Source organism: Sulfurimonas sp. (assembly GCF_050296975.1).
Classification (GTDB): Bacteria; Campylobacterota; Campylobacteria; order Campylobacterales; family Sulfurimonadaceae; genus Sulfurimonas.
This window is the reverse complement of record NZ_JBNKRX010000038.1, coordinates 1-25,170: the sequence shown is the minus strand read 5'-3', so window position 1 is coordinate 25,170 and position 25,170 is coordinate 1. Positions and strand designations below refer to the sequence as shown.

Sequence of the window (25,170 nt, the reverse complement as noted above, 5' to 3'; positions counted from 1 at the left end):
ACTATTTGGCTGCAGTATAAAAACGTATAGGACCTATAGTTTTAAGTAGTGCTGATTGCATCAGTTCCTCATCAACATCACCTTGCTGACTAAAGAGATGTTGCACCTTTCCTCTTGCATTTTTTGCAGCATTATTTATCCCTGGTGTGATCGCCTCACCCATACTTGAAACCATACATCCCTCAGGGGCAACATTGAGCACAAGATCATACCCTTTACGAAGTTTTAACACTGCTTCACCTACATATGGAACTAACTCCCCTCCAGGTCGTTTTGTGCTTATAACATCTTGTGCAATATCGAGGATTTTTGGTACCGATTCTGGTATAGCTAATCCTGTCGCTCTATAAAGTGGTTTAGCAAGAATCTCTCTTAAAATAAAATGAATCAACTTTAAACCCTTAAGACGCAACTGTTTTTTACGTTTATACGTTTTTATCCTCTTTCTCTCAGATACACTAAGATCATTTTTTAACTCTTGTGCACTCTCATCGACTGCCTCTTGTGCACGCATCAACATCCCTGCAAGTTTGTAGTCAAAAAAGCTCCAAACAGGTGTATGCGTTAGTTCAAACTCCCTAAATCCAAGCGTTGCTAAAAGTGTCTTATGCACATCCTCATATTGCGCTACACGCATATATGCTTCCCCGTCTATGTGGATACGGATGCGATTTTGAGGCAATGGATTTGATAACCATTGTTTTGTAAACATTTTAAGTGGTTTTGTGAGTGTATTTGAATGCAATCCAAAAAGAAAATAGTTTGCTAGAAGATGTAACCCTTTTAACTTTTTAAGTTTTTGACTTAGTGTAACTGCAAATTTACCTGGAGCTATTTTATACTCCAGTATATCATTCATTTGCTCTCTTAACTTTTTAAACGCCTCCATAAACTTTTGATACTCTTCAAAGTCTTGACACTGTGATGCACCCTCAGCTAAAATCTGATGCAATACCCCTTGCAAGATGGCAACTTGGATAGCACGAATAGTGACCCAATCTGGTAAGCCAACACCAAAACCTTCATTTTCAAGCCCAACTAAAAACTGCATAAAAAGCTCATCATCATTACTTGATGTTTGTTCTTTATGTTGATTGAGTAAAATTTTATGCATCTCAACATATTGCCCTTGGCGACACGGTCCAAGACCTTTGTTATTGAAAAAGAGAAGACGTTTTTTATCTTTAAAAGCAGGGTCATTCTCTTTTTTGTTTTTAAAATCCTCCATAGCACTAAGCAAATCTCCATACACAGCAGCAAGTGGGGCACATACCAAATCACCCGAAGATTCTCTTCCACTTTTGATAGAGTTTTGCAGATCAAAATCATCATGGTACAAGTCAACACAACTAAATCCAGCACCTCTAATGAGTGCTGTAAGTGGACGCGTATCTGAGAGAGTTGGAAAATAGATCACATCATGTTTTGCATCTATAGGTGTGCTACTTGTCAAACTACTAAGCACTTTTACATCAAAACCTTCCTCTTTTGCACTATTTAATGCTTCAAATAGTCCAGAATCGAGTTGTTTGACATAGGTGTTCATCCTATTTTCTAAGTGTGCCAACTCTTTTATGATAGCATCTGATTGTATCAATAAGTAGGGTCGTTGCTTTGTTACTTCCTCTACTAAAGGTTTTAAAACACTATCTGGTCCACATAAAAAAGTTGAGACTTGAATAATAGGCAAAAATTTGTTTTGTTCTTGTTCTACCTTTTGAAAAACCGATCGAAGTTGTGAGTGTCCTACAGATTTATAAAGCATCTTTTTTGCTGAAGCTGCTGCGAGTGTAGCTATCATATGAGGATTTCGCCAATATAGATGCTTAAACTCTGGATTATAATCAGAATCAAGCAGATAACTTGGAATCCCAACCATATTTTTATCACGTAGCAATCTACCTACATGGCTATCGTAAATCCCAGGGGTTAAGATATATTCACGCCCTAAAACTACTGCAACTTCATGCCCCTCTTGCATCGCTTCCTCTGCTAAAGTTGCAGCATAATCCCCTGCATCTTTTTTAAGACGATTTTGCTCTTTGATTGCATTTGCCACCAGTGTAACAAACTGTGAATAACTCACTTCAACTTCATAAAACTCAAAAACTTTTTTCACTTGCGGATATAGTTTTAACGCTAATCGTTGTGGGTCTTGCATTTTTAAATTAACAAAAAAGAGATGTATATTTGCATCATCAAACTTATCTTCAACTATTTTTTTTGCAACTGCAAATCCACCTTGATTTATGGTACATGTTCGCCCTAAAGAACTATCTCCTTTTACTGGTAAGAACTCTATTTGTGGAGCGAGTATCATCCCATACTCTTGTGAAGCTATACGCAAAAACTGCCCCACAACACCCATATGTGGTGCACAAGTATCTATGTGAAAATGAGGTTGTGCTTTTAAAATGTCTGTATCTTGAATATTATCAACATCTACAGGTATGCCAAGTGGTGTAAAGAGTGAGCTAAAAAACATTGCCCACTCTGAAAGTGCAAAGCTTCGGGGGATTACTAAGCGTTTTGCATCTTGTGAAGATGGCAGTTGGTTATCTATAAACTCCCAAATAAGTTTGTAAGTGTCTTTCACACCTTTTGTACGCTGTGAACCTTTTGCTTGTAACTCATTGATAGCACTACATCCCCCCAAAGAGAAGCTATACTTTTTATCGCTATCTGCATTTGTACTTGTAAGATGGGAGCGGTTACATCTAGCGAGTGCATCTCCACATGCAGCACCTTTACACTGCACTATCTTTTTCACATACTCTTTTTCTATAAATTGATCGAGTTCTACAACAACACTTCTTGATGTTTGTAGCTCTTCTAAAGAGTTTATCAATCCTACACACGCTCTATGCCCTGGGTCTGGTGGCACTATCGCATAGATATTATTGTTTGTAAATGTCTGGAGTCTATGGGCAACTGCAACAGGCAGAGGCTCACTCAACATCGTTTGCCCATGTAATAAAGCGACACAATTTGCAGGAATCTCTATCTGATTCCAAAGAGTACGTGCCATATTTTCAACGATAGCCCAGTTGGCAGATGCTAAAATCTCCGCATTGCTATACCCCTCAGCTTGAAGTTTTCTTGCATTTTCCATCAAAAATACTGCACATGTCGCATTGATAGCATACCCTTGTTGTGCATTGAAGGCCAAGTCACATCCATACGCTATATCTTGCAGATGAAACATAGAGGTCAAAGTATCCATCAAACTTCCTGTTCCAGCAGAACATTTGACATTCATCGCGTTATCATAAAGTTCTGTTTTTTCAAGAGAGATAGAGGAGATTTTTGTATCTTCACCCCCAATATCTATCAAGACACAAAACTCCTCATTCACATCTTCTATACCGTTTTGTTTTAAGTATGCTATATGCTCTTTTGCATACTCTATTGAACCTCTTGCATGGGCATAATTTTCAACAAGTAAAGTGATATGATCTGCGAGTTCTACATAGGTGTTCTCCAGTGCTTTTTTTACTTGAAATCTAGCACTTCCAGTGATGCCTATTTGAGAGATGTTTAAACACTGAGCACCTTGTGATTTTAAATCTAAAAACACCTGTTTGAGGGTTTCAATGGTATCCCCTGCATTTGAATATGTCCCTTTATAAAGCAGTTGGGAAGTTTTGGTATCAGCTATAACTACTTTTGCCATTGTCGAGCCTACATCCATAGCAATATTTACACTTGTTTCATCCAAAGGCTCTAAAGAGGTTGCAATGTTATTTGGCAAACGACGATATAAAAAATCATCACTCATTGAATTTTTTAGACTTTGCATTGATGAGTATTTGCTAAGTTTTGAGCTTTGTACAACTCTTTTATCTGGTTGTGAAAAGTTTTGTGTCCCTATATGCTCTTGAAGATAACACAAACCTTTTAAAGAAAACATCTCCTCTTCATCATATAAAACTTCGCTACAACCAATCGATAAAAGATAATCTTTTGCACAATCTCTTGCAAACTCCCAACGAAATATACCTCCACAAAGCCATACACTCTCAAACGGCTCTTGGATTTTTTGACACGCTTTTTGCACTTCTGACTTTAATGTAGTCGCTAAAGCATAATCTATAGGAATCCCTTGGTTTTTATCTGATATAGTCGCAGAAGAAGCAAATACACCACATCTATCTGCTCGTATATTGATCTCTGAGCGATTATGAAAATTTTTCTCGCCTATATAAGAGTGAAGTATATCATCAACTTTATCAGGTTTGATATTGAGCTTTTGCAGTACACGGTCAAGATTCACCCCTGATCCAGCTCCACAACGAGGATTTATCACCAACATATCGTTATGAAGCTCTTTTTGAGGGTCCACCCCAATTGCGAAATATCCTGAGGCTGATATCTCAAGTATAGCTACACTTTTATCTTTGACTAAAGTGTTAGCCATAGCCCAAAGAGCTGCTGATGGTAAAATAGTTTTTGCTCGGGGGATTTGTTTATGAAGCGTATTTTGGAGTTTACCCGTGATAAAAATATCTGCACTATCACCAAGTGTTTTTAGCTCTAATGTATCAAGTTGCTTTTGTAGGTTTTCATTGCTTTGGATTGTGCTAAAAAAAAGTTTGTTATTGTACTCATCACATGCCAAAACTCTAACAGTATTGACACCAGCATCAATATAGATATTTTGAAGGTTCTGTATATCTTTTAAAGAACCTTCATTTACAATCTTACTCAAACCAAATCCTCACAAATTTACAAATATCCCAATATTATATAAAATAATTATAAATTATGTAAGGGTTTGTTTGTAAAGACTTACGCCTCTTTCAAAGATGCTTCGTAATTGTACGAATCAACTCCCATAATCGCTGCACCAAATGAGGTTGTGATTTGTGGGAACTCTGGGATAAATATCTCTTTTCCAAGCTCATTTTCTATGGCGTTTACAAGTCCGCTGTTAAGGGCTGGTCCACCATCAAAATAAATCCCCTCTTTGATCCCCACACGTTTAACTAACTTCACTATACGTTTTGCGATCGAGTAGTGTACACCACATACTATATCTTCAACACTATGGCTGTTTCCAAGAAGTCCTATAATTTCAGACTCTGCAAAAACTGCACAAGTGCTGTTGATCGAGAGTGGCACACCCGTGGAGTCAAAATGTTTCTCCCCTAACTCATGCACACCAATCTCCAAGTTCATCGCACACGCATCTAAAAACTTTCCAGTCCCTGCTGCACATCTGTCATTCATCGCAAAGTTTACAACGTTACCTTGATCGTCCAATGAGATCGCTTTAGAGTCTTGTCCGCCTATGTTGATGATGGTCTTGATCTCTCCAAACTCTTTTGCAGCTGCAACTGCACCGATCGCATTTGCCGTAATCTCACTAATATTTTCATCTGCTTCTTTAAAAATCTTTCTTCCATACCCAGTTGCTACAACATAGGTAATATCATCACGAGTAAGGTTTAATTCACGCAATAACTCATCTAAAGTTTGATGAGCATATTGGTAAAACATACTCCCACTCCCGCTAATGCGTGAGCCTACAAGGTTTTTATCTTCATCTACTATGGTGATCTTGATCGCTGTTGAGCCGATATCTATTCCAACAAAATAATTCACACTACACCCCTTTGTTTCTATTTTTGATTTTTAGCGACTCTACAAATGCTTCCACACGTGTGCTTAACTGCCCGTGTTGCGAAGGGCTGTAATCACTCTCAAGGTAAAGAATTGAGATACCCTCTTTCTCCATCGCCTCTAATACACTGCGTTGTTCAAGCTCATAAACTGTACACCCTGCAAACGCTTGATAGATGACACCATCAGCGTTATGTGATTTTACAAGTTCGATGATACGGCGGATGCGATCATCATTTTTACTAAATACTGGGCAGGTACACGCTTTTAAGTATTTGTCTGCCAAGGAGTCCACCATATCGTTTACAAACCACTCATCAACCGCTACTCTATCGTTAAACATTCTATTTGAGCTACAAGTCTCATCTGCAACTATAATAGCGTCCGATTCTTCGATAATCATCGGGATTTTATAGTTTGGAAAGATTGGGGGTGAGCCTGTATAGACAATACGAGGGCTTATTTTTCCTGCTACATGCACCTCATCTTGCACACGCTGTTCTAACTCTTTTACTAGTTTTTCACATCCAGCTATCCAGTTATCTATCTTGTCAAAGAAAAATGCGTTTGTTACCAAGAACATATCAAGCCCAAGGATTGGCACATTTTTATTTTTTCTCATATCTGAGAGTTTATGGTAGAGTGATTGTGCGTAACCTATTTTTCCAATGGAAGCTTTGAGATTTTTACGTGTGAGTTTTTTGCCGACTTTTTGAGAGAGATCAGCACTAAAATCACGAATGCTTCTTCTAAAAAACTCCCGTGCGATCTCACTCTCTTTTGTTCGTGGAAAATCAACATCAACCACCTCATACCCAAAACTCTCGATCGCACTTCCCGCTTTTGTTTTTTGATCACATGTAGTTGGAGAGTAGATCATATCTGGTCTATCTGTTAGGTTTTGCGATGAGAGGTGTCCAACACTTGCCTTTACAAGTGGGCAAGATTTTTGAGGTAGTAAATCACTTCCGATCTCATCATCGGTATAAAAACCGTTACACAGACGGATAGGCACACCATCAAGTGCATAGATGATCTCTGATGGGATCTGAATACACATCGTCCCCACTTTTACCTTATCGGTATGGAGTGATTTGTGTTCACAATACACATCTTCAAAAAGTTTGTAAAAATACTCCATAGACTCTAGCGGAGATTTGAAATCCTCTCGCAAAGAGTTGAGCACTTTGATAGCTTCCATCGCCTTGTGTCTGTTTTGTTTCTCTTTTGGCGATTCTATATGATGATGTTGTGCCTTAGTCATGGCTCTCTCCTTTGTGGGCATCCATCCCCATCCTTTTCTCAAACCCCTCTTTGGTTGAGCTAAATGCTTTTATATTAAATATATCAAAGTGTAGTGCATCCTCTTCGGGACACGCTGCTACACATTTCAAACACAATATACAGTCATCGCGTAAGATATTTGTACTTTTGACATCATCTGCAATATCTCTGATTTGCATATCACAAACGCTGTAACAATCTCCACATTTTGTACATTTAGCACCATCTTTTTTGAGCTTTATAAATGAGAGTGGTGAGAAGATATAGTGCATCGCACTCATAGGGCAGAAGTAACAAAAAAATCTTTTTTTTACAAAACTACCAGCTAGTAAAAGCCCCGCAAAAATCATCCCCAGTGATGTAAGTACCATAGATGTTGGAGATGAAAAGTCGATATTCCACTGCGATAAGTCTCCACTAAACATAGGGAGTATCACACGAGCGGGACACATCTTGCAATACGCCGCAGACCAGTCATGCCCAATTAACCCTACACCTATAAACAAAGGGATGAGAACAACGATCGCTAAAAAGATGTATTTAATTTTCGAGAGTGCTCCATGATGCTCTTTTTTATATGTTGAGTAGCGAATCCCAAAAGATTTTCTAAGTGCTGTGAGCCAATCTTGCAGGGTTCCAAGTGGACACGCGTATCCACACCATGCTTTGTTTAAAAATATAAACCAGAGTATAAACGTTGCAAACCCAATAAGAAAACTCATCGCTGCAAAACCAAATAACATCTGCGTATTCATACCAAGTTGATGCTGGAGTGGGATCATATAACACGCCCCAGGTGCACCTTCATTGTACGGACACGCAAAAATTGGCAAACGCGATCCTAGATCAACTGCCAAGTATCCCCCATATACAAACAGCACAAAAGTAATAAGCTGTATCCAAAACCTCACTTTAGAGAGGTTCATATTGTTCACTATACGTTTGAGTTTATTCTTCATAGCGTAGCTCACTAAAAGGTTTTGTTCTATTTTTTCTAAATCTGTAGATGATAATTCCAGTAACTAACAGTGTTAGTGTTATAAGTAAAAGTGCAAACTTTTGCGACATATAATCATCTGAATTTGGATACACCGATACTGGATAGGTCAGCATATATTTTTGTTTATTTACATCTTCGTAGTTCAATGTTAAAAGCATTTCAGCTTTATAACGCTTATCAAACTCACCGTCTTTTGGAAAATAATCACGAATGATATTAAACTGCACTTTTCCATCTTTATCAGTTCGCATCCTTTTTTGCCAACCACTTTGCATCGCTATACTTAGTGTTGCATTTGCTAAAGGTTTGCCATCAAAAAGTGCTTGGAAAGTAAGCTCATCCCCCATAGCGTGTCGATAGAAAAATCTATCTTCATCTTCATTTTTTATGCGAATAAGATCAAGAGGTACTTTATCTGTTTTAAGTATTTTTTTCACATCAGGCGTATAAACATCGCTTCCCCCGTGTTGCCCATACAAGTACTCTAGTTTTGCTACTTTATAGATATCTTGTGTTTTACTTACCGCAAAAACATTGTAGTACCCACTATGTGGAATCTCAAACTTATATGAAGTTTTCCCTTTTTCATTTTTAGTTTGCACCTCTATAGGGTTTTGATTTGTATCATACGCAAAAAACTCTACATCTGTTTTTGGAATCGCTACTTTATGCTCCAAACTACGCCCATACACTAGCCAGAATTCTTTTGTAGGGATCGCATCTTTATCTCTCATACCGTGCATCCCCATCGAGAAGCCTCTTTTGCTTGGATCAGTGAGTGAGATGTACAGAGGTGTTTTTGCACCAAAACTTCCCATATGTCCAGATGGTCTACCTCCTTTTTTACTACCATGTTTTGAGTGCATACCACCCCCCTGTGCCATGCCTCTTTCTTTTTGCATACCATGACCTTGTTTTGCACCATATGTTTTTAAGATATACCCTGCATAAAGATTTACCCCTATAAAGAAAAATACTAAAAACGATGCAAAGATATACGCAACAAATTTTCTCATTTTTGTAGCTTCGATCAACTTCAAACGTTTTGCTATTAAGATAAATGTCCAAATAACCCCTATCCATTTTAGCAAACCAAAGTATGCAAGCCATGCATCGCCTCTTTGTGCCAAAGGTGCCACCTCAACACTCGCTCCAAATGCTTGTGCAAATCCCGTTACAATTGTTTGGTAGCCACGTGTGAAAAAACTCTCCAAAGTGTGTCCAAGTGATCCAAGGATAAATAGCGGTGCATATCCATAACCAAGTGTAGAAAATGTACTTGCATAATCTTTTTTAAGCACTTTTGCTGCTAAAAACAGACCTAAAATAGAGATAAAAATTGTAAAAATAAGCGCGTATAAAAATGCAAATCCACCAGCGTATTCACTCATGCCAAAGTAGGCTGCTGTTTTATTCCAGATCATATGATCTGCTATCTTACTACGCCCAAGTGCATGTGCAAAACTCATAGTTATAGGGATACTCGCTAGTATAAGTATATATGTCCAAACCTCAGCATTCAAGGCTTTAAACTTTATGAACAGTTGTTCAGAAGGTTTTGTGAAGCTAAATTTTACCGCTTCACACGCTCCAGCACAATCCATACACAAAGTACAGTCATCCATCTGATTTTTCTTTGCAAAACTAAATGGTTTGAGATTGTATGAACATGCACTTGCACACTCAAATGTACGACAATCTTGACAACTTTGTGTATAAGTCTCTAACTTAGTAAAACCAAGTTTATTGTACGCACGTGTAAGTGTTCCAATCGGACAAATGTATTTACAATAACTCATATCTTTAAAAAGAAAATAGAGCATAAAAGCAATAACAGTCATGCCCCCAAACATTGCAGCAGTCGCGAGTGGAGACTTCCAGAAACCAGGGAATGTATATGTAACTCCCCACCAACCAACAACCAAAAGTGTTATACCGATATATCTGTTTTGCATCCATTTTGGCATAGTTTTTCCAAGCCCAAACTTTGTGATGTACTTTCCTAAAAATCCATGAGGGCAAATACCACAAAAAATACGCCCGAAAGTTGGAAGCGTTGCAACCATAAACAACGCCCAAAATATTCCCCAAAAAAGTCCCCCTGTAAAAATATTTTCTTTACCAGGGTGCGCAAATCCATAATACACAGCATAAAAAAAGAGTGCCGCTACAACTACTCTTAGTGCAAAAAGAAACGTTTTATTTTTAAACAAAAAACCTAAAAGTGGTTTGTTAAAAATATCGTTTTTATCCCTTTTTATAAACTCTACCATTTACTACCTCTATCTCATAATGTGATCTGTTTTGTAATCACTAAAATGCCCACTATTACCAAAAATAGTGAAGCGACAATTTGTATCTTTTTTGCGTATGATTTGAACTCAACAAGCAACCCTTTAAAGATATTGGAGAGAAAAAATCCATAAAAAACAAAAGGAACCAACACAGCCCCAAGCCCAAAAGCGATCCCAAATCCTACAGCCTCAAAATATGAAGTACCATTTGCACTGATCGTTATAAGTGTAAGCAGTGGGACACATGGACTTATAGATACAAGTGCACCGATCCCAAAAAATCCTAACATGCTTGTGGGTGTTTTTTTTACATCACTACTTGCGCAACTATTTTTCTCTTTATAAAAAAGCCCATAAAGCATATAAGAGCCCATCAAAATAGTAAAAACTCCAAGACTTATCTGAAAAACTGCATTATCATTGAGCAATGCCTTTACAAAAACAGCACTGCTAAATGCAAACACAGAGATCAGGGTATAGGTAAAAACCCTCCCCATACTAAATGGAAAAACAACTCCAAACGATTGTCTCATCGAATTGGAGTTGTTTACCAAAAGCGGAGTTAAAAACGGCATGCATGAGAACATACATGCCGTACTCCCATAAGAGAGCCCTAAAAGAAACACAGAGAAAAGAGTGATGCTCTGCATATCACTCTTAGAATGTATATTTTAGACCAACATAGAACACTCTACCTGGGTCAACTGTAATACTTGCATCTTCTGGATCAATTTCATTTTCTATACCTCTACTATCTTTATGTAATAAAGCTGATCTAAAGTATTGATTGTCAAAGAAGTTATCTATTCTCGCCCACATTTCAAGGTTATTTCCGAAAAGTTTTGCATAGTATCTTGCTTGAAGGTTTAAAATACTATAACCTTTAAACTTCACTAAATTCATTTCATCTGCATAATAACTGCTTTTTGCATATACTTCTGAAATGAATTTTAATTTTTCCGTAGCATAATAGTTTAAAAAGAGATCGACTGTATGTTTTGAAGTTCTTGGGAGATCATTGCCTACAACATCCATTGTAACAGTTGATTTATTGTACATAATTACATCTTGAGGATTATGCGCTGTATAGAATGCATTGAGATATGTATATGCCAAGATAAAAGAGAGCTGTTTTGTCTCATCACTACTTAAACTAAGTTCTAAACCTCTACTTCTTGAATCTCCAATATTGTCTTGTGGATCACTAAAAGCATAAGTTCCCCCTACTGGTCCTAGTATATCTTTATTATCTAATTGGTAAATAGAGAGTTCGTATTTTAAATATGTATTTGGTGTGTCAATCACCCCTCGTGAACCTATCTCATAGTTGATACTTGTTTGCTCTTTTAGGTCTGGGCTTTCAGCTAGATCCTCTGCATCTGGATTTTGAAAACCTGTTGAAACACTTGCAAAAAGATCAAATGCTTTATTTAAATTATATGTAGCACCTACTCTATACGCTGTATTTTTAAATGTTGCGCTATCTGTACTGACAGTATCTGACCAAACAGTACCATTATAATCATGTTTTTCAGTCACATACTCTTTTTTAAGTACATTGTATCTTGCATTTACCGTAGTAGTTAAATTTGGAAGAAAATTGTATTTCAATTCTCCATAAAGTGCTTTTACAGTATCTTTACTATTGGTATGACTTGTCTCCCCTGCATAATAGTTCGTTGTCGTTTTTGTAGTCCAACTATAAGCACTATAATCAGCCAATGTTTCACTTTCAGTAATATCATCTCTTTTCCCATACTCAAGTCCAATCATCCCACCAAAACTTTCAGAGTCAATCGAAAGTTCTGATTTTAGCCCTTGTTGTTTAAGGTCTTGATTTGAATGTTTTACGTACACATTAGGTGTAGACGTATTACCATCTGTATTTTGAGGGTTTGATGTGTCATCATATAAATCTTTATAGTTATACCCCGTAACAGTAAAGTGAATATTGTCAAAATCTTTTGTATATGTTAAATAAAACTTATCGAGATCAATACCACTATCTTTAGTGTACCCATCATCCCCTGTCCCTTTTGGGTTTTCCTCAGCAGCTGTTACACCGCCAACAGTTGATCTTGAACCAGCTTCATCAAACTTTTTTGAAAAATCAGCTGCGAATGTAATATCACTAGTATCATCAATATAATACGATGCTTTCCCATTGATAGAACGTGTCCAAAGCTCTGAATCTGTCCAATACCCATCTGTACTTCGTGATGTTGCATTTAAGTTAATACCAAAGTTTTCTGTACTTTGTGTAGTTCCTATAGTATACTCTTGGTATTTATAACTTCCAACTTCTGCTGTTACAACAGTTTCATTTTTCCCTTTAGGTCTTTTTGTAGTTATAATTAACGTACCAGATAATGCGCCATCTCCATAAAGATATGAAGCAGAACCCTTAATCACTTTAATGCTTTTAATATCTGTCATATTGATTCTAAAACCACCAGCTTTTGACTTGATAGGAACACCATCCACAATGATAGCAACACCAGGTTGTTCCCCCATAAATTGCTGTTGCCCTACACCCCTAAAGCGTATCTGCATCTGCTCACCAGCTCTAGCGACTGCTGTAACACCAGGTACTGTTTTTAATACCTCTACTAAGTTTTTTGCTCCAACAGTTTGCACCATCTCTTCATCAATCACATCTACATTTGATACTTCTGTTGCAACATCTGTATTTAAATCAATTGTTGATGATTCAACCTGTACAGTCCCCAAATCTGTAGCGCCAAGATTTAATGCAAATGCACATATAGCCGAAATAACTATCCCCTTTTTCCCTATAACTTCCAAATCAACTCCTATCGTTTATTTCAAAGAGAGAAATCTTAATAAAAAAGTGTTAATTTTGTGTTAATTCATATTTTAAGAAAATTTTAATAATTTATTTAGACTTGGACATTATGTCCAAATCTTAGATATATTGTAGATATTAAAAAGAGTATTTTAAACCTGCATAGTACATTCGACCTGGATCAACTCTGATTGTAACATCACTAGCATCACCATCCTGTGTCATATAAACAGTTCGATAGTACTGATTGTCAAAAAAATTATTTATTTTTGCGAAAACTTCCAAATTTTGTTCGCCAAATTTCATGTTGTATCTTGTTTGTAAATTCAGATAAGTGTACCCACGCATTTTGATAAGGTTTACTTCATCTGCGTAATAACTTGACTGTGTATATAATTCAGAAATAATTTTCCATTGCGGCAGCGGTTTGTATGTTGTATATACGTCTAACTTGTGGTGAGGAACCCTTGGCAGATCATTGCCTACAATATCATACGTACGTTTATTTGAACCATATCCATATTTTAAAGGATCATGATTTGTGACTTCTGAATCTAAATAAGTGTATGCTATAGTATAAGAGAATACCTCCTTTGAATCACTTTTTACACTAAGCTCCAATCCTCTATTTCTTGCATCTCCAATATTTTTTATTGTGCCACCAAATGCATATGTACCATTTTCAAATCCTATAGTATCTTTTGTATCGATTTGAAAGAGGGCTATCTCATACTCATGATCCAGCATCTTTCCTCTATTCCCTATTTCATAACTAAGAGTTGTTTGAGTTTTTAAGTCTGCCACTGAATCATACTTCCAAAGTAGGTACATTTGAGGTGTTCTATACCCTGTAGATACATTTGCATAGAAGGCATTTGATTTACTTACATTGTACACACCACCAAGTCTATATGAGTTATTCTTATATGTTTTTTCAATCAATTTTGCCGTAGTTGCCCAGCTATCAGTTCCAGCATCATAGTTTGTCTCGACACTATCATAACTTTCTTTTTGTATATCACGTCTCATATTGAAAGTTGCATTGAACTTATCAGTAAAAGCATACTTTACTTCCCCGTAAAATGCATGAAGCTTTTGTTTATCGTTAGTAAATGAAGTCTCACCAGCATAATGAGAAACATTGTCATCTGCAGGATCATCAGCAACTTCAAGATATGATGCTGTAGTTTCTGATCCACCTTTATATAGAATATCTCTATAATCATATCCTACCATATAAGCAAAGTTATTGATCTCTTGTTTGTACTCTAACTTTAAACCCCTTTGGTCTTTTTTTGTAATACTATGCTTTGTTGCAACTGTATCCATAGGGTCCCCATTGAGATCGATATCTTGAGGTGATGAATCATACTCATAATTATCAAGATAGTAATAAACCGTTGAAACAAGGTTGGCTCCAAAATCAAAATCCTGATTATATTTTACAAAATATTTGTCTAAATCTTTATCTTCATTTTGAACAAAAGAAGATGCTGCAGTCCCTCTAGGATTTAATTCGGCTTCATCAACACCTTTAACACTAACACCTCCTCCTTGTTCATATTTTTTTGTTTTATCAATCCCTAAAGTAACATCAATATTATCTGTTACAAAGTATGAAAATTTTCCACCTATGGACTTTGACCACTCTTCAGAGTCTAACCAATACCCGTCATTTGTTCTATGGTTTGCATTAATATTTACAGCATAGTTTTCTGTACTATATTGTGCCTCACCAGTAAAGTCTCTATAGTTATAACTCCCAAACTCTGTTGATGCAGTGATCTTGTTTTTATCCCCTTTTGGTCTTGATGTTGTGATAACTACAGCACCTGCTGTTGCCGTATTACCATAAAGATACGATGCTGATCCCTTGATAACTTTAATACTTTTTATATCACTTAAGTTCAATCTGTATGAACCACTTTTGGTGTAAACAGGTACACCGTCAATGATTAGTGCTACACCTGTATCTTCCCACATAAACTCCTGTTGCCCCACACCACGGATATGGATTTCAACCTCTTCATGTTCTTGAAAATCTGCTGTTACACCAGGTATTTGGTTTAACAACTCATTTAATTGCTTTGGTGCAACCTCTTCAATTCGTTCACTATCTATATAGTTTACAGTTGATACTTCAGTGGGATCTGCCTCACTGAAATTAATTGTTGAAGACTCAACAGAGATACTTCCTAAATCTGTTGCCCCTAAATTTAGTGCTAATGCACATATAGCTAAGATAGCTATCCCCTTTTTTCTTATAACCTCCAAATTAACTCCTATCATTTATTTCAAAGAGAGCAATCTTAATAAAAAAGTGTTAATTTTATGTTAATTTTATATTTTAAGTAAAATTTAATTTAATAGGGAGCTTGTAATGAACTTATTATTTAGCTATAATTCGAGTTCAAAATTTTTAAAGAAAGTGGGTGATGTGATATGCCTGGTATTGTACTACGTACTGATGATAATTTTGATGCAGCGTATAGACGTTTCAAAAAGCAGACTGACCGTAACCTAATCGTTACTGAAGCTCGTGCTCGTCGTTTCCACGAAACTGAAACTGAAAAGCGTAAAAAATTCAAAATTGCATCTCGTAAGAAAATGCTTAAACGTCTTTATATGATGAGACGTTACGAATCACGCCTATAATAGATGCAGCCTTTGGGCTGTATTTATCTTTTTAAACTTCTAAAACTCAATTCCTAAACCAACTAATAACTGATAATCATTTCTCTTTGGAAAAGTTCCATCTGAACGCTCTTGCGGTTTATGAATATAATCCCATACAAGACTTACATCCAAATCCAACCATGATAATAACTCATTTTCAAGAGTAGTTACCATATGGTGTTTCAACTTGCCTATCTCAGTATCACCAAAAGTAAGTTGATAGTTAAATGTTAAGTCTGAAATCTTATTGATTTGCGAATCAAAATCTACATTCAACTCCAACGCAGGGGAATAATGTTCTATATCTTCATTATCCGCAACACTTTGATACTTTGTATATATCACTGATGGTGCAACTGTACATCGCAAATCACTTGATGGTGTTTTGTAAAAGGTATAACCCGCTCCCATACCAGCTGTAATCTGTTTATTGATATTTTTAAATCTATCTGTATAATATTCACTCACTAATGGCGTCCAGAAAAAATATCTTGTTATATAGCGATCATATTTTTGATTGAGACGTTGATTGTTAGTTGTTTCAGTGCCTTCTAAAGAGGACAACCTTGCCAAGTAATCAAACGAGAGTATAGAACTAGATGTTCTTCTATAAACCTCACCCTTTGCAGTATAGTCTAGTTGATTTACGTTTCCAGATTTTAGATCAAGTGATATAGTAATTTTCCCAGACCAATAATCTATCTCTTGTTCTCCATCTGGAGCAAAAGACACTACATCTTCTATGTTAAACTCATACTCATTTTCACCTTGGATAACTTTTACTTTTTTATCTTTATAGCGTAACAATCCACTAAATGATGCGATGTTTTCAACATTGACACTTATAATATTATGGCTTTTAATTTGTGCAACATCTTCTATATCAAAAGTATATCCGCCTATCTCTTTACTATCAAACTGAAGTTCACCATCATAAAGAGCAATGATTTCTCCCCTAAACCACTCTTTAGACGTTGTTTGCACCCAGTCATAGTTTTGTGCTTTAGGTGATAAATCTTCCCATGTTTTTTCTTTACTTATATTTTCAATGCTATTGTCAATTTGGTTCGCTTTTTCTTGTAGTTGTTCTTGTGTAGCACCAGAGTTGTCTTTTACTTCTATGAGCCCACTAACACTATTTTCTTGAAAATCAACCGTAGTATTTGTATCATCTGCATATAAAAAAATTATGCAAAAAAATAAAAAATAAAAATGCTTCAATTACATTCTTCCATATATCTCATTATACATATTAAGTGCATATCGATCACTCATACTCGCTATATAATCAGCAACCACTCTATGTTTTCTTCTCGTATCAAGTTGTTTATAATAAAACTCTGGAAGCATTTTTGGCTCTTGCATTAAACCTTTATATAAACCCTTAATTGCTTGTGAACCTGCATACATTTTTCTCACTATATCTTTGTGCTGGTACATTTTATTTGCAAGGAGTTTTTTAAGCTTTTTTATTTTTGTTTCTAACTCTTTATCATATCCAATTGGAAGCTCTTGTTTTTCTTGTACTTTTTGTTCTGAATACTCTAGCAGTGAGTACACAAGATGGTTTATCATGTGAGAACTAAATCTATAACGAAACATCTCATCATTTTCACTTCCCACTCCTTCAGCTTCTACTTTTGCCAAAACCTCTTGAACAAGCTCACTCTCTTTTAAATCTTCAAAAGAGATAATTCCTGAATTTACACCATCATCTATATCGTGACTAATATACGCTATCTCATCTGCACGATCTACGATCATCGCTTCATATGTTGGATGGCGTTCTAGGTCAAAATGTTCATCTACCTCTACTGGAATAAATGATTTTTTATATGGATAAGAGTGTTTAAGTATCCCCTCTAAAGTAGCAAATGTCAGATTTAAACCATCAAAGCCTCTATAACGTTTTTCTAGTTTTGTAACTACACGAAAACTTTGAAAGTTATGCTCAAAACCGTTTTTAAACCCATCTGCTTTTAAACATTCATCCAAAGTATCGCCACCAACATGTCCAAACGGAGTATGTCCAAGATCATGTGCTAACGCTATAGCTTCTGCAAGTGATTCGTTCAGTCCAAGTTCGGAGGTGATTGATCGAGCGATTTGAGAAACTTCGATCGAGTGAGTCAAACGAGTGCGAAAAAAATCGCCCTCATGATTTAAAAATACTTGTGTTTTGTACTCTAGCTTTCTAAAGCTACCAGAGTGGATGATTCTATCTCGATCTCTAGCAAAGGGATTTCTAAAATCTTTGTCAATTTTATAAAATCTATCAGTTAGTTCCATTATGCTTTTTTGATAAATTCAGTTTTTAAGAAGATTTTTGTTCCATTTACACGCCCTTCGATGTGTGTTGGATCATTTGGAGCAAGTGCTATTTTTGTCACAGTAGTACCACGTTTTGCAGTAAACCCAGCACCTTTTACCTCTAAGTCTTTCATAATAACTATGCTATCACCTGCTTGAAGCTCAACACCGTTACAGTCTTTATAAACAAGTTTATTCGCTTCTGCACTAATCGCTTGATCTGCTAATTTTTGTTCATCTTCTTCAAGATACATCATATCAACCATATCTTGACGTCCAAGTTTGTTTAGTAAAATGTAGCTTAATACTTTTACAGCACTCACTTCACTCCACATTGAGTCATTTAAACAATTAAAGTGGTTATCGTCTAACTCACCGCTCTCAATTTGAGCCTTACATGTTGCACATACATATACACTTTGCTCTTCACTTCCATCACTTACTGGTAACTCTATTAATTCAACACCTTCAGCGCTTCCACATAACTCACAAACTTCACTTCTTGCCATCTATTTTATTCCTTTTCTTTGTCAAATTCTATATCTTTATTTGATACTTTTTTATCTTCACTTACTTTATTAAATGCTTTATCTGCTTTTTCTTCACTGTATGCTTGGCATTCCGCTGGAGGCTCACCACCCTCTTGGTTGATCTTATCACACATAGTCCCTGTTACTTGCACTTGCGAACAGCCGCTAAAAACGAGTAACAATACAATAAATAGTTTATACATAGTTTTTCCTATTTCTCTTTTACAATCAAATCAAGATACTTTTTAGGAGTAGCTGCTTTCATCGCTTCTGCAAGCCATCGTATCTGAAAATATGCAGCTCCGCTATCACGAAGTGTTAAATAGTTTTTTAAACTTCTAAGATTAAATGTCACTACCATATCTACTTTTACATTATCTGAGATAATGTGCTTAAAAGCATCCCCAACATTACGCTTTTTCTTTCCAGCTTCAAGTGCTTCATATAACTTTTGTGCATCTCCGTTAAACTCTTCTACAAATCCAAGAGAACTTTTTGCCACTGCTATAGAGAGAAAATCTTCCACTCTTTGTGATTGAAACATTAACTTATCATACATCGCACTTATCTCTAAGCGGTTATACTCTTCATCGGCAGTTACAAACATATCGTAAGAGAGCACTTTTTGTATAAAAAACTCTTTATCGCCACCATTGATCGAAGCTACAAAAGCATTGATAATACTGCTCATAGTATAACGGGTACTACGCACACTTATCGCTTGTATACGGTGTCTTGCATGTTCTTGTAAAACACCGCGACTTGTCCCACGAATCAGGTACGAGAGGTTTGCATGTTCTAAAATAGAGTGGTGAAAATAGGTCCACGCAAGGTTATCAAGCAGATCAGACTCCATTATAGAGTTTAACTCCTCTTTCATACTCTCATCTGGTAGTGTGTTACGGATAGATTTAATAACATTGTTTTCACTATTTTCAAAGCTATCGTAACATGTTCGAGCTGCTGCTTCTGCAACCCCAATACCAGTATCTTGAAGGAGTACCACCTCAGGTTTTGTGTATTTTATCCCGTATATCTCTTCCATCTGCTAGACCCTTTTCGTAAAAGCAATGTCGTATTTTACTCGTATAAAGATAATAACACACTTACAAGCAAATCAGTTTAAATATTTGCTTAGAGTTTTTTTTCTGATTTACCCAAACTGTATTCGCATCCCATTTAACTCTTTTCCATCAAGCTCTTTACCTTTAACACTCTTCATCTTTTGAAACTCTGAAACATCTTGTAATCCATACTGTTTTTTTCTACTTTCATCACTATAGAGTAAAATTTTTGCGGCTTCTTCTAATGGTAAAAACTCTAAATTCATCTCTTTAAGTCTTTCATCTTTCATAAAGGTTTCACTTACAACAAGCATTTTGCGATAACCTTGTAAATCGGAAGTTGTAATATCAAACTGATTTAAAAGCTCATATCTAATCGCAGGGTTTACAAGCTCTGCACGAGCCGAGTATGTTTGTATCGGGACAACATATTCTGATTGCATTCTGTCGATATATCTGTTTTTTTCATCATTCTCATCTGTAAAACATACAACAACATACTCTTTACTAGAAAGTATTTTACGGTTTTTTCCAAAAAACTTTATGGGTTTTAGTTTAGGAGTTAAACTTCTGTACTCACAAATAACCTCCCACAATCGTGTTGAAAAAAAATAGTTATCAGATGAATTACAAAAGTCAAACTCTATTTTTGGGTTTTTTACTCTTAACTCGATTTCCTCTTGTGGACACTGCACCAAACAACTATCTTCCCATCCTGATCTATCACATGGAATGTCATAATCAAAATATATAGGATACCCAGGGCGCTTTCCCCATGCATCCATCATTAAATAATAATTCTCTTTTTTCATTTTTTTCTCTTAAAACTCATTTATAAAAGTTTGAAAAGCAGATATCTCCAAAACCTATTTTATGAACTTTCCAATCAACTAATCCTACCCCAAACCCATGTTCCTCTTCTAAAGCTGAGTTAAAAGAGATACAACATGTGCCAAATTCATATTTGTGGGAAAAATATATCCCAGTAGAGTATGTATCATATTTATCTATTATTAGATTAGGGGGAGTATCTATTTTATCTTCATATTCTTTAGTCATATAAAGAGCAAGTTTTTCATTGGATTGAGCCATAATATTGCTAAAGTTACTTATAAGATATTGCACTGACTTTAAGATTTTTTCCTGATCTTTTTTATCCTTTGCATCAAAATCATCAAAAGTAAAACATATCTCTTCTTTTAAAGAGGGATGAGATAAATAAAACTCAATAAAATAGCTTCTGTCTCTTTCTATTTCAATATCCGTTACTCCGTTAATAGCTTTTAATTGCTTTATAAAAGTCATTTTTAGCATTGGGTAATAATATAAATTTTCTTTTCAGTATTATCAGTACCAAAAAAATAAATCTCATTTGCATTAAATAATTCATATTTATCTGTATAAGCATCTTCAACATCTGTTTTACTATCTCCAGAAAAAGATAAAACTTTTTGTCTTGGGGCTATTGGTAACTTCTCATACACATAGTCTATTTGTGTTTGAAAAAGAAAGACCATTCTGGTACAAGTGTTATAAGTTGCAGGTGATTCATCATTCAAATACCATTTAGGTATATTGCTTATATGACCAAATAAAATAGAATTACTCTTATCAAGTTCTTGTGTAGTATAAAGAGTTTTAAATACTAAAATAGGGGTGTACTCTTCTCGTAACGGATAATCTCCATTCTTATATATAAAAACCTTAAAATATTTTTGGTACTCATCTAAAAATCCCTTAGGAATATCTACTCCGTATAATGTCTTCAACATTTCAGGAATAGTATAATTTTCATGCATACAATCCGTTGCTGCAAAAATAGATATAGTAAATCCACTATATGGATGATTTTGCGGGAACTCATACTGATAAAAGAATGTCATGAGTGTCCCCGTGTCTTTTGTAATCGGTAGATCAAAGTTTTTAGGCAGTTTTGGAATACCCCCTATGAAGCTATTGACACCTCTGTCTTGCTTTTGTGTTGTGCTCAAATGTGTTATATACATGATTTATTTCCTTTTTCAAAATGAACAATACTATTTTGTCGGTAACTATTTAATACTTTTCAACATGGATTATTGAATACTTTTGACATTTTTGTCCCATCATCAAATGTAACATCATATTTTAGTGAAGAAGGACGACCAGAGTTTCCTCCATAAGTTGCTGTTATGCTACAGTCAGCCCCTGTCTGATCTGATTCTACTTTGTCTGCAATTTTCTTTTCATATCTATTATATTCTCCACGATTTACACTTGGATTTTGACCAATTATATTCTTAGTATCACTACCAGAACCACCTAAGTTATTACCTCTAATATGTCCTGCATCATCACCACATCCAAAACTTTTTGCATAATCTCTTGTTTTTTGAGTAGTCGCAGTTCCTGTACCCAAATCAGACGGTTCTACTCTAAAATCCCATCTCTCATTTCTTCCCAATGAATCCTGTGTGACTGTAGGAACTTTCGCCAACCCCAACGGATCAATCCAACTTATAGGATTAGGAGCATACTGATAAAGGTTATTTCCACCTAGTAACCCTATAGGGTCTTGACTTACAAACCTTCCTATATCTGGGTCATAGTATCTAAATCTATTGTAGTGTAAACCTGTTTCATGATCGTAGTACTGCCCTTGGAACCTTAAGGGTTGTTGTTGTACAGAGTCATGTATTTTATCTTCACTTCGTTTATATTCAACTTTAAGTGTATTTCCCCATGTTTGGTACTGTGCTTCCCATGTGATGTTACCCTCTTGATTGGTTAACTCTCTTGGTGTACCTAGTTGATCGCTGTGGTAGTATTGTACATTGTCATTTTGATCTATTTGGGCAGATGGTATAAATCCGTATGGTTCATAAACATATGTAGTTGATTTTGCATTACGCATCTCACTTAGGAGTCTATTTCCATCCCACACAAAGTGAGTTACTCCAAAGTCATTCCATTTTCCTACTCTTCTTCCAAATGGATCATATGTATAGTGATATGTTTGTTTTATACCATTTTTTAAGATGGTAGAGGTTTGCATTTGATGTTCTGCATCATAATCAAACTTCATAACAGTATGGTTGCCGATCTGTTTTAGTGTCATATTTCCAAAAGTATCGTATTCGTAACTATTATCTTTGTAAGTGCTTAGACGATTTCCTCGAACTTTATCCCCTTCACACCCTTCATTGAGTAAGTTATGTGCTGGATCGAAACTAAAAGTCTCTGTTATATAAGGAGTTTGTGTTTTTGTGATGCGTCCTATTGCATCATACTCCAACGTAACCGCTGAGTTAGAGTTTTTTATTCTTAATATGATGTGGGGTTGACAGATCAGTAAGTAGTTAGTTTACAAATTTAAATACATGAATCTCTAAATAAATCAAAAATATCTGCTTTACATTCTTTTAATTTTTGAATTAACTTTTCTTGCCCAAATTTTCTTAAATAGTCACATTCATTGTCTGAAAGTGGAATACACAATAATACTTTAAATAATTCTTTATTGCCAATTTGTATTGGAAAAAAAGATTCTAATGGTAAATAAGCGATATTGATTATATCTGTCCTAAAAATGTATCCATCTAAAATTCTTTCAAACATAAGACCATAGTCTGGTTTCCAATCTGAAGTACTTGTATAATATTCGAAATAAGCTAATCTTTCAAGAATTAGTTCATGTTTAGTATATCGCTCTCGTGTCAATAAAGAATAGTCTATATCATTATTAAGTGCTAAAATCATTGTAAAATCATTGTACATAAGTGTAGTGGAAAAAACATCAATTACCTTATTATTTACCAAAATTGTTTTCTCTAAAATATTAGAAGAAAAATTTTCATTTGTAAAACATTGTTTCTCTATAGAAACGGTTTTCTCTCCCAATTCATCAAACCATTCTTTATATGTCATGCTTCTGTGTCCTCTTCTAATTGATTTATAAAATTGTGAAAGCTATCTGATAAAAGATACATATTTTCAGGTAGTTTATTCTCAATAAACTCCCATTCATCTATTTCTTGATTATGATCCCAAATATAGACTTTATCTTTAAATATTCCTGTAATCCCTAAACAAAATTGATTGCCACTAGGGTCACTACCAATGGCGATAAAACTATTCATAATTCTTCCATCATAGATTGCATAATTTTTTTCTAAATCATTATATGACTCTTTTACTTTAAGCCCATATAAAGTATTGACTGGGATTGAATGTAATACCTCACTTTCAGGGAAAATGTACAATACTGGTTGTCCTCCATTAAATTCTAATAAAAAGTTTCTATATTCTTGTGGAAGTGCTGTATTTATAGTTTTTTCAAATTCCTGAATATCTGATTCTTTAATCAAATCATTTGTATTTTTTATCTTCATATTATACTCCATTTTTTACGATTGATGCTCCACCTGTATGTGAAAATTCACTGTGAATATCTTTCGGTACAAGTTGCATATGCTTTCCATCTTCCATATGATGCCATGTATAACCTTTTGGTGCATTTTGTCCCGTAACTCCTTGACTTTTAGATAAAGGTGATTCAAGATTTGCTTTAGTATAGTCTGTCGTATTTCCTTTCATACCTTCTATTTTTGTAGGAGCTTCGGGAGAATGTGGTGAAAAATCAGGATATCCTTCTTTATTGTATTTAACTGAAACACCATCTTTATTTGTATAAGTAACAGAACCATCAGGATGTTCTTTAACTGTACCACCATTTTCTTTCCATTTATCTTTATCAGGTTGACGAGGTTTTCTAGGTTTGAAAGTGCTTTTCCCATCCTCTGTAATCTTAGTACCACCCTCTTTTTTAGTTGTAGCAAGCTTTTTGTCATTATCGTCACAGTCAGGAAAAGGGTCTTGACCTGTGGCTATAGCTCCTACTGCCTCTACCATATCATCTGTAGTTAAATCAAATTCATCACTTGTTAAGAGATCATATAACTCAAATATATCATCTTTTGAAGACCATAAATCATATGCAGTCCAGATAGCACCACCTATAGTTACAACTATACCAACCCCTGTAGCTGCACTAACTACCATAACACCTAGTCGTTTTACGAGTGACTTTGAAAGTTTGTTGGCAAGTGCCTTCATCGGTTTTTTTAATTTATCTTTTAGCTCTTTAGGGAGACATCCTTTCTTCATCCCACTAGGATCAATAAAATTAAGCGGATCATTCCCAACATACCTATAAAAGTTGTAATCCCCAGAGAGAAACTCAATAGGGTCTTTTGATAGGAACCTTTGTATAGTAGGGTCGTAGTATCTCGCTCTGTAATAGTAAAGATCATCACTCTCAAACTCTCTTGCTGTATAACAGTATGGGTTATAGGTTTGTTCAAGTTTGTTGTGCAGTAAGATTGTACCGTAACTCTCATCATATATAAATGATTCTACTATTTCCCCCTCTTGGTTTGTAAGGGCTATGATGCTTCCTTGGTGATCTCTGTGGTAGTAGTATGTTTTTGAGTTATGTGTATCTAGGAGATATTTTCCATCTAGGTTTAACTCTTGATACGCTTGTGTTTGTTTATGCTCTTGGTTATAGGTTGTGATACTAAGTGGTTGGTCTATACTTTCATCA

Annotated in this window: 21 protein-coding genes; 1 reads left to right on the top strand and 20 read right to left on the bottom strand. The window is 35.4% G+C overall.

Annotation, left to right across the window (positions count from 1 at the left end):
• Position 1: 1 nt before the first annotated feature.
• The 8 genes from ACQY56_RS12015 to ACQY56_RS11980 form a co-directional block, all read right to left on the bottom strand.
• A complete protein-coding gene (locus tag ACQY56_RS12015) occupies positions 2-4,708 on the bottom strand; it encodes a BadF/BadG/BcrA/BcrD ATPase family protein (protein WP_428738586.1) in 4,707 nt (1,568 codons plus the stop codon).
• An 80-nt stretch (positions 4,709-4,788) separates the two neighbouring features.
• Entirely contained in the window at positions 4,789-5,604 is an 816-nt protein-coding gene (locus ACQY56_RS12010) for an acyl-CoA dehydratase activase (protein WP_428738585.1), read from the bottom strand.
• Between the two features lies 1 nt (position 5,605).
• Positions 5,606-6,886, bottom strand: a complete 1,281-nt coding sequence (locus tag ACQY56_RS12005) for a 2-hydroxyacyl-CoA dehydratase (RefSeq protein ID WP_428738584.1) — start codon at positions 6,884-6,886, stop codon at positions 5,606-5,608.
• On the bottom strand, positions 6,879-7,865 hold the full coding sequence (locus ACQY56_RS12000; protein ID WP_428738583.1) for a 4Fe-4S binding protein: 987 nt from the start codon (positions 7,863-7,865) through the stop codon (positions 6,879-6,881). The genes ACQY56_RS12005 and ACQY56_RS12000 overlap by 8 nt, the downstream gene beginning before the upstream one ends.
• Positions 7,855-10,179 carry a 4Fe-4S binding protein gene (locus ACQY56_RS11995; RefSeq protein WP_428738582.1) on the bottom strand — a complete coding sequence of 775 codons (2,325 nt, stop codon included), beginning with the start codon at positions 10,177-10,179 and terminating at the stop codon, positions 7,855-7,857. The genes ACQY56_RS12000 and ACQY56_RS11995 overlap by 11 nt, the downstream gene beginning before the upstream one ends.
• A 14-nt stretch (positions 10,180-10,193) precedes the next feature.
• Positions 10,194-10,850 carry a sulfite exporter TauE/SafE family protein gene (locus ACQY56_RS11990; RefSeq protein WP_428738581.1) on the bottom strand — a complete coding sequence of 219 codons (657 nt, stop codon included), beginning with the start codon at positions 10,848-10,850 and terminating at the stop codon, positions 10,194-10,196.
• Between the two features lie 7 nt (positions 10,851-10,857).
• On the bottom strand, positions 10,858-13,005 hold the full coding sequence (locus ACQY56_RS11985) for a TonB-dependent receptor (protein ID WP_428738580.1): 2,148 nt from the start codon (positions 13,003-13,005) through the stop codon (positions 10,858-10,860).
• Between the two features lie 139 nt (positions 13,006-13,144).
• The gene (locus ACQY56_RS11980; RefSeq protein WP_428738579.1) at positions 13,145-15,280 is read right to left on the bottom strand and encodes a TonB-dependent receptor; all 2,136 of its coding nucleotides are present in this window, start codon (positions 15,278-15,280) and stop codon (positions 13,145-13,147) included.
• 168 nt (positions 15,281-15,448) lie between these two features.
• On the opposite strand from ACQY56_RS11980, the gene rpsU reads away from it, so the two are divergent.
• Positions 15,449-15,661, top strand: a complete 213-nt coding sequence (gene rpsU / locus ACQY56_RS11975; protein ID WP_428738578.1) for a 30S ribosomal protein S21 — start codon at positions 15,449-15,451, stop codon at positions 15,659-15,661.
• Between the two features lie 39 nt (positions 15,662-15,700).
• On the opposite strand, the gene ACQY56_RS11970 is transcribed toward rpsU, so the two are convergent.
• From ACQY56_RS11970 to ACQY56_RS11915, 12 genes are all read right to left on the bottom strand, one after another.
• Entirely contained in the window at positions 15,701-16,903 is a 1,203-nt protein-coding gene (locus tag ACQY56_RS11970; RefSeq protein ID WP_428738577.1) for a DUF481 domain-containing protein, read from the bottom strand.
• Entirely contained in the window at positions 16,904-17,971 is a 1,068-nt protein-coding gene (locus ACQY56_RS11965) for a deoxyguanosinetriphosphate triphosphohydrolase family protein (RefSeq protein WP_428738576.1), read from the bottom strand. It abuts the gene before it with no gap.
• Positions 17,971-18,501, bottom strand: a complete 531-nt coding sequence (locus ACQY56_RS11960; protein ID WP_428738575.1) for a PhnA domain-containing protein — start codon at positions 18,499-18,501, stop codon at positions 17,971-17,973. Before ACQY56_RS11960 ends, ACQY56_RS11965 begins: the two co-directional genes overlap by 1 nt.
• Positions 18,502-18,506: 5 nt before the next feature.
• Positions 18,507-18,725 carry a hypothetical protein gene (locus ACQY56_RS11955; protein WP_428738574.1) on the bottom strand — a complete coding sequence of 73 codons (219 nt, stop codon included), beginning with the start codon at positions 18,723-18,725 and terminating at the stop codon, positions 18,507-18,509.
• Between the two features lie 8 nt (positions 18,726-18,733).
• Positions 18,734-19,567 (bottom strand): FAD-dependent thymidylate synthase, encoded by an 834-nt coding sequence (locus ACQY56_RS11950; protein ID WP_428738573.1) that lies wholly within the window; start codon positions 19,565-19,567, stop codon positions 18,734-18,736.
• 108 nt (positions 19,568-19,675) lie between these two features.
• Positions 19,676-20,398: a hypothetical protein gene (locus ACQY56_RS11945; RefSeq protein ID WP_428738572.1), complete on the bottom strand. Its 723-nt coding sequence runs from the start codon at positions 20,396-20,398 to the stop codon at positions 19,676-19,678.
• 16 nt (positions 20,399-20,414) lie between these two features.
• On the bottom strand, positions 20,415-20,900 hold the full coding sequence (locus ACQY56_RS11940; protein WP_428738571.1) for a hypothetical protein: 486 nt from the start codon (positions 20,898-20,900) through the stop codon (positions 20,415-20,417).
• The gene (locus ACQY56_RS11935; RefSeq protein ID WP_428738570.1) at positions 20,894-21,592 is read right to left on the bottom strand and encodes a hypothetical protein; all 699 of its coding nucleotides are present in this window, start codon (positions 21,590-21,592) and stop codon (positions 20,894-20,896) included. Before ACQY56_RS11935 ends, ACQY56_RS11940 begins: the two co-directional genes overlap by 7 nt.
• A 59-nt stretch (positions 21,593-21,651) precedes the next feature.
• Positions 21,652-22,860, bottom strand: a complete 1,209-nt coding sequence (locus ACQY56_RS11930) for an RHS repeat-associated core domain-containing protein (protein WP_428738569.1) — start codon at positions 22,858-22,860, stop codon at positions 21,652-21,654.
• Between the two features lie 77 nt (positions 22,861-22,937).
• On the bottom strand, positions 22,938-23,492 hold the full coding sequence (locus tag ACQY56_RS11925) for a hypothetical protein (RefSeq protein ID WP_428738568.1): 555 nt from the start codon (positions 23,490-23,492) through the stop codon (positions 22,938-22,940).
• The gene (locus ACQY56_RS11920; protein WP_428738567.1) at positions 23,489-23,956 is read right to left on the bottom strand and encodes an SMI1/KNR4 family protein; all 468 of its coding nucleotides are present in this window, start codon (positions 23,954-23,956) and stop codon (positions 23,489-23,491) included. Before ACQY56_RS11920 ends, ACQY56_RS11925 begins: the two co-directional genes overlap by 4 nt.
• Before the next feature lies 1 nt (position 23,957).
• Positions 23,958-25,170: RHS repeat-associated core domain-containing protein (locus tag ACQY56_RS11915; protein WP_428743770.1), on the bottom strand; the 1,213-nt coding region annotated here is incomplete at its 5' end.